At 67.5% G+C, this 5,562-nt stretch carries 5 protein-coding genes and 1 pseudogene; all 6 read right to left on the bottom strand.

Features of this window, described 5'->3' with window-relative positions; translation table 11 throughout:
• Positions 1-267, bottom strand: a pseudogene (locus QZV72_RS07585) (hypothetical protein); the annotation flags it as partial.
• Positions 268-588: 321 nt separating this feature from the next.
• Entirely contained in the window at positions 589-1,230 is a 642-nt protein-coding gene (locus QZV72_RS07580) for a hypothetical protein (protein WP_297006862.1), read from the bottom strand.
• Between the two features lie 45 nt (positions 1,231-1,275).
• Entirely contained in the window at positions 1,276-2,109 is an 834-nt protein-coding gene (locus tag QZV72_RS07575; protein WP_297006861.1) for an ABC transporter ATP-binding protein, read from the bottom strand.
• A 32-nt stretch (positions 2,110-2,141) separates the two neighbouring features.
• Complete coding sequence (locus QZV72_RS07570; protein ID WP_297006859.1) at positions 2,142-3,251, bottom strand: iron chelate uptake ABC transporter family permease subunit; 1,110 nt, start codon at positions 3,249-3,251, stop codon at positions 2,142-2,144.
• A complete protein-coding gene (locus QZV72_RS07565) occupies positions 3,248-4,354 on the bottom strand; it encodes an iron ABC transporter permease (RefSeq protein ID WP_297006856.1) in 1,107 nt (368 codons plus the stop codon). Before QZV72_RS07565 ends, QZV72_RS07570 begins: the two co-directional genes overlap by 4 nt.
• A gap of 252 nt (positions 4,355-4,606) precedes the next feature.
• On the bottom strand, positions 4,607-5,562 hold a 956-nt coding region (locus QZV72_RS07560; RefSeq protein WP_297006853.1), incomplete at its 5' end, for an ABC transporter substrate-binding protein.

Raw genomic sequence — 5,562 nt, 5'->3', positions numbered from 1 at the left:
GAGTTCGAGGCAGCTGTACTCCAGCCCCTGCGCCTTCTCCTTCACCACGTCGAAGGCGGAGGTCCCGCCGTTGCTGCCGTCGTCGCCACTGTCGCCGTCGTCACTGCCGCAGGCCGAGAGGGCGAGGGCGAGAGCGGACGCCGCAGTCAGCGTGGCTGCCCGACGGATGACGGAGCGGGTGGACGCACGGCGTGCGAGGCCCGGGGTTCCGGAGGGATCGGAGGTATCGGAGGTATCGGAGGTATCGGATCTCAAGGAAAACGTCATGGTCAGCAGTAAACCAGACCGTACAGAGCGCCGAGACCACCGCACCACACCCACCCTGTGCCGACACTGCAGAAGTGTTACCAGGTAACGGGCCCGTAATGTGACATTTCCCCAGGACACGGAAAACCCTGACGGCGCAACCCGGTAACATTTTCCGGGAGCTCGTCAGGAGCGCCCCGGGGCCTCCCCCGGGCGTCGAGTGCGCACCCCCACCGGCAGCATGTCCGGTGATTCCACTGCCGGTGGGGTGCAAACGCGACGTTGGGGTGCACCGGGCGGGACGGTAGAGGAACATGCCGGAGCCGAGAGCGGTGAGGCGTGTCAGCCGAGGGTGAGGCCCAGACCCCCGAAGTCGCTGCCGCCGCAGGTGCCGAGGGTGTTGACGCAGTAGCCCGCGAGAGAATCGGAGTCCAGGGGAAGGTACTGACCCGCCAGGAGATCGTCACCCGCGGCGTCCGGGTCATCCGGGGAGTCGGGGGTGTCTGCGGCGTCGGGATTGACCGGAGCGTCAGGGGTGTCTCCACCGACCTCGCCGACGGTGGTCTCCCGGGCCAGGCGGGCCGCCTCCGCACCATCGGCGACATCCACCCGGTCGAAGACGGCGAAGACCGCCTTGGTCAGCACGTCCCCCGGCCCCGGGCTGCAGGTCGCACCTGGTTTCCCGGTGAACGGGTCTGCCCCGGGGATACAGCTCCACCCCGCGGCAGTGGCGGTGGCGATGAAGGTGTCCACGTTCTCTGAGACGGTCGCCCCACCCGGCGCGCCCTGCGCTGCCGAGGCATCAGGGGCGGAAGGCACATCAGGCGCCGAGGAGAGGCCGGCGGAGGGGGAACCGTCACCGCCGTTGTCTCCGTCACCGTCATCTCCGATCGTGCAACCGTTCAGGGTGAGCGTGGCCGCGGCGGTGACGGCGAGGACGGCACGACGGTAACGGGAGATGCGCTGGTTCTTCACGGTGTCCATTCGACCACACGCGACCAGCGTTGTCAGTAACCGGTCAGCAACCGGTCAGCGCTCGTCGACGACCGGCGTCACCGGAGCGAGACCGCCTTCGGCCGACCGTGGGTCCAGCGGCACGATCGACGGCGTCCCCGTCACCGGGTCCGGCACCACCATCGCCTTCAGACCGAAGACATCCTCCACCAGATCCGGGGTCATCACCTCGGCCGGGGTGCCGGTGACGATGATCTGCCCGTCGCGCATGACGATGAGGTGCTGCGCGTAGCGGCACGCCTGATTCAGGTCGTGCAGCACCGTGACGACGGTCTTGCCCTCGTCATGGAAGGTCCTCAGCAGCTCCATGAGCTCGTACTGGTGCGCGATGTCGAGGAAGGTCGTCGGCTCGTCGAGCAGCATGATCGGCGTCTGCTGGGCGAGCAGCATCGCCACCCACACGCGCTGACGCTGACCACCGGACAGTTCCGCGACCAGCCGGGACGACAGGTTGTCCGTCCGGGTCGCGACGAGAGCGTCCTGCACGGCTTTCTCGTCCTCCGGGCTCCACTGGTGGAACAGGGACTGGTACGGGGCACGGCCACGCGCGACGAGGTCGGCGACCCGGATGCCCTCCGGGGCCAGGGAGGTCTGCGGCAGCAGGCCCAGCTGCCGGGCGACCTGCTTCGCACCGTGGGACGCGATCGGCTTCCCGTCGAGCAGCACCTCGCCCTTCACCGGGGTGAGGACGCGGGCCACCGCGCGCAGCAGGGTGGACTTGCCGCACCCGTTGGGTCCGATGATGGCGGTGAAGGACCCGTGGGGGATGTCCACGGTCAGGTCGGTGGAGATGATCCGCTGGTCGTAGCCGATGGTGGCGTTGCGGACCTGAAGTCGTGCGTCAGTCATAGTCTCTTTCATTTCAGCATCGCTCATATCGCTCATTTCGGCGTCCCGTACTGCCTGCGCGCCTCGCGGATCAGCAGCCAGATCATGTAGATGCCACCCACGCTCACGGTGAGGAGGCCGACCGGGATCGACCGGTAGAAGTGCGAGATCACCAGGGACAGGAAGTGGGCGAAGGTCAGCAGGGCCGCACCGACGGCGGCAGCGCCGAGGACCGTCACACCGGGCGTCCCGGCGATGCGTCGGGCCAGCTGCGGGGCGACCAGGGCGATGAAGCTGATCGGCCCGGCGGCGGCGGTGACCAGGGCGGTGGTCGCCACACCGACGACCATGAGCATCAGGCGGGTACGTTCGACGTCGACCCCCTGGGTCGTGGCGGCGTCATCCCCGAGCTCCATCTGTCTGAGCGCCGGGGAGAGCAGTGCGACGAGCACCACGACGACTGCTGCGAGAATCAGCACCGGGACCAGGGAGTTCCAGGTCACCCGGTTGATCGAGCCGGCGGACCAGAAGCCGACCATCATGGCGTCCTCCACGTCCGCGCGGGTGATGAGGTACGAGTTCAACGACCCCAGGGTCGCCGAAACGCCGATGCCGACGATGATCAGGCGGAAACTCTCCACCCTCTTGTTCCTGCGCGCCAGCATGAAGACCATGAAGGCGGTGATGATGCCGCCGATGATCGCGGCGAAGGCGATGTTCCAGTAGGCGGTGGTGCCGATGACCAGCATGCACAGGGTGACGGCGGTGTAGGAGCCGGCGTCGAAGCCGATGATGTCCGGCGAACCCAGCGGGTTGCGCGTCATCGACTGGAAGATCGCGCCGCCTATGCCGAGCAGGGCGCCGAAGACCACCGCGGCGATCGCCACGGGCATCCGCCACTCCACCACCACGATGCGGTGGAAGCGGCTCTCCGGGGCGCCGAAGATCGCCTTGGTGATCTGCCACGGGTTCAGCGGGTAGTCGCCCATCCCGATCGCGACGACCGCCAGGACGGCGGCGGCGAGGATGAAGGACGCCGCGACGACCGCGAGGCGCACATGGACACGGTTGCTGGTCTTCGGGGTGCGGACCACGACGTTGCGGTAGCCGAAATCGACAGCGGATTCGCTGGTGTTGCGGGAGAAACGTTCACGGATGCTCACAGGCCACTCGCATTCTTCCGTCGGACCAGGGCGATGAGCACCGGGGCGCCGATGACGGCGGTGAGGATGCCGACCTCGATCTCACCGGGACGCGCGATGACGCGGCCCAGCGTGTCCGCCAGCAGCACCATGATCGGCCCGCCGAGCAGGCAGTAGAAGAAGATCCAGCGCTGGTCTGGCCCCACGATCCAGCGGACCACATGGGGCACCATGAGGCCGACGAACCCGATGCCACCGGTGAGGGCGGTCGCGCCACCGGCCAGGACGGTCACCGCAAGGATCGTCACGATCCGGGTGCGCACGACCTTCGTGCCGAGCGACGCCGCGAGATCGTCACCCAGGGCGATGGAGTTCAGGTCGGTGGAGACCAGCACCGCCAGCACGAAGCCGAGGAGCAGGAAAGGGATGACGAACTTCGCGTCATCCAGGGAGGTCCGGGCGACCGAACCGAGGTTCCAGTTGCGGATCGCCTCGAAGGTGTCCGGGTCGATGAGGGTGAGGAAGCTGGTGACGCCGCCGAAGACGGCGCCGAGGGCCACACCGGCGAGCACCAGGGTGGCGGGGTTCGCGCCGCGGGCGCCACCGGCCACACCGATGACGTAGACGAGGACGGTCGTGGCGGCGGCGCCGATGAAGGAGAACCAGATGTACTGGTTGATGCCGGCGATGCCGAAGATGCCGACACCGACGGTGACCGCCAGGCCGGCGCCGGCGTTGACGCCGAGGATGCCGGAATCAGCGAGCGGGTTGCGGGTCAGCGCCTGGATCAGGGCACCAGCCAGGGCGAAGGCCGCGCCGGTGAGGATGCCGATGACGGTGCGGGGCAGACGTTGGTCCCAGACGATCCAGGACGCCTCGTTCTCGCCACGGTGCCAGATCGCGTCCCACACGTCGGCGTAGGGGATCGGGTTCGCACCGTGGGCGAGACTGGCGAGGAAGGCGACCGCCAGCGCGGCGGCCAGCCCGATGAGTCCGATGGTGCGGCGGGCGTAGAGGGTGTTCTTCTGCGGCTGGTCGGCGGGAGCGGTGTCGGGGCCGGGGCCGGGGCCGGGGCCGTCGTCGGGTGGCACACCCGGAGGGGTGCCGGTCGTCTGTTGTGTCATCTCTGTCTGTCTGCTGCTGTTCGTAGTGCGTGGACGCTTCGGTACATGCGCGTCGGGGGAAGACCGGTCCACCAGTCTCGCCCACCGAAACCACATCTGACATGAGGGGAGGCTACCCGCAGTCAGTTGTTCAGGGTAGCCCGCTGACCTATCACAGAGTTGCTCAGGTATGACGTGTTTTTAGCATGGGTCGAATATTCTTTTTCCCTACCCCCGGGCGCCCCCAGTGCCCACTGGTGGCCCCGCCCCCGGTCACGAGTTGGCACGGACCACCGCACCACCGTCAACGGCCTCCGACAGGTCCTCGAGGAAACCCTCATCGAGCGCCCACCGGATACTCAGCGGGCTGGGGGCGTTGGTGGCCATGGCCAGCGCCTCGTTCTCAAGGATGTAGTACCTGCCGTCCCGGATCGGCGACCACCGTGCCATCGCCGGGTTCTCCACCGTGTTCTCCGTGTAGTCCGGCCCGCTGGACCAGGCGACGAAGAGGTCGGCGTCGAGTTTTCCGATGCTCTCCAGACTGACTGCGCCACTGAAGTCGTCCGGCCTTTCCAACCCCAGTTCCTTCGCCAGGTTCGGACTGTCGACCAGACCGAACTCCCGGAGGAAGGCGACGCGCGGATCATCGGAGACGTAGAGACCGACCTCAGGGCCGTTGCCCTCGAAGGTCAGTCCGTAGAGGAAGGACGCCCCCGTGAGGTTCGGGTACTTCGCCGCCTCGGTCGCCATCGCGTCCTCAGTCTCGGAGACGAGGTCGGCGACCCTACCCTCCTCACCGAGGGCCTTCGCGACGACGCCGGTGAGATCCTGCCAGCTCCCGGACATCCAGGGCGACTTCTGATAGGCCACGGTCGGGGCGATCCTGCTGAGCTTCGCGTATTCGTCATCGGTCACCCCCGAGTGCGGGGCGAGGATGAGGTCAGGTTCCAGGGTGGCGATTTCCTCGATGTCCAGGGTGCCGTCATCCTTGTTGGTGATCTCCGGCATGTCACCGCCGATCACATCCTCGACCTGGTGGCGGAACCACGGGCTGAAGCCCTCATCGTCTCCACCCCAGGTACTGTCCACGCCGACCGGCGCGACACCGAGCGCGGCGACGATGTCGTGCGTCATCCAGCCGACGGTCACGACCTTCTCCGGCTTCGCCGGGATCACGGTCTCGCCGTAGACGTGCTCCATGGTGACCGGGAAGTTGCCGTCACCGGTGG

Origin of the sequence: uncultured Corynebacterium sp. (assembly GCF_902782855.1) — a bacterium.
In the GTDB taxonomy this organism is placed as follows: domain Bacteria; phylum Actinomycetota; class Actinomycetes; order Mycobacteriales; family Mycobacteriaceae; genus Corynebacterium.
The sequence above is the reverse complement of the archived record's forward strand: the minus strand, read 5'-3'. Positions and strand labels throughout refer to the sequence as shown.

What these genes read in the sequence shown, in the direction of transcription:
- QZV72_RS07565 (WP_297006856.1), bottom strand. Translation starts at nt 4,354, where the DNA reads ATGACACAACAGACGACCGGCACCCCTCCGGGTGTGCCACCCGACGAC.
- QZV72_RS07580 (WP_297006862.1), bottom strand. Translation starts at nt 1,230, where the DNA reads ATGGACACCGTGAAGAACCAGCGCATCTCCCGTTACCGTCGTGCCGTC.
- QZV72_RS07575 (WP_297006861.1), bottom strand. Translation starts at nt 2,109, where the DNA reads ATGACTGACGCACGACTTCAGGTCCGCAACGCCACCATCGGCTACGAC.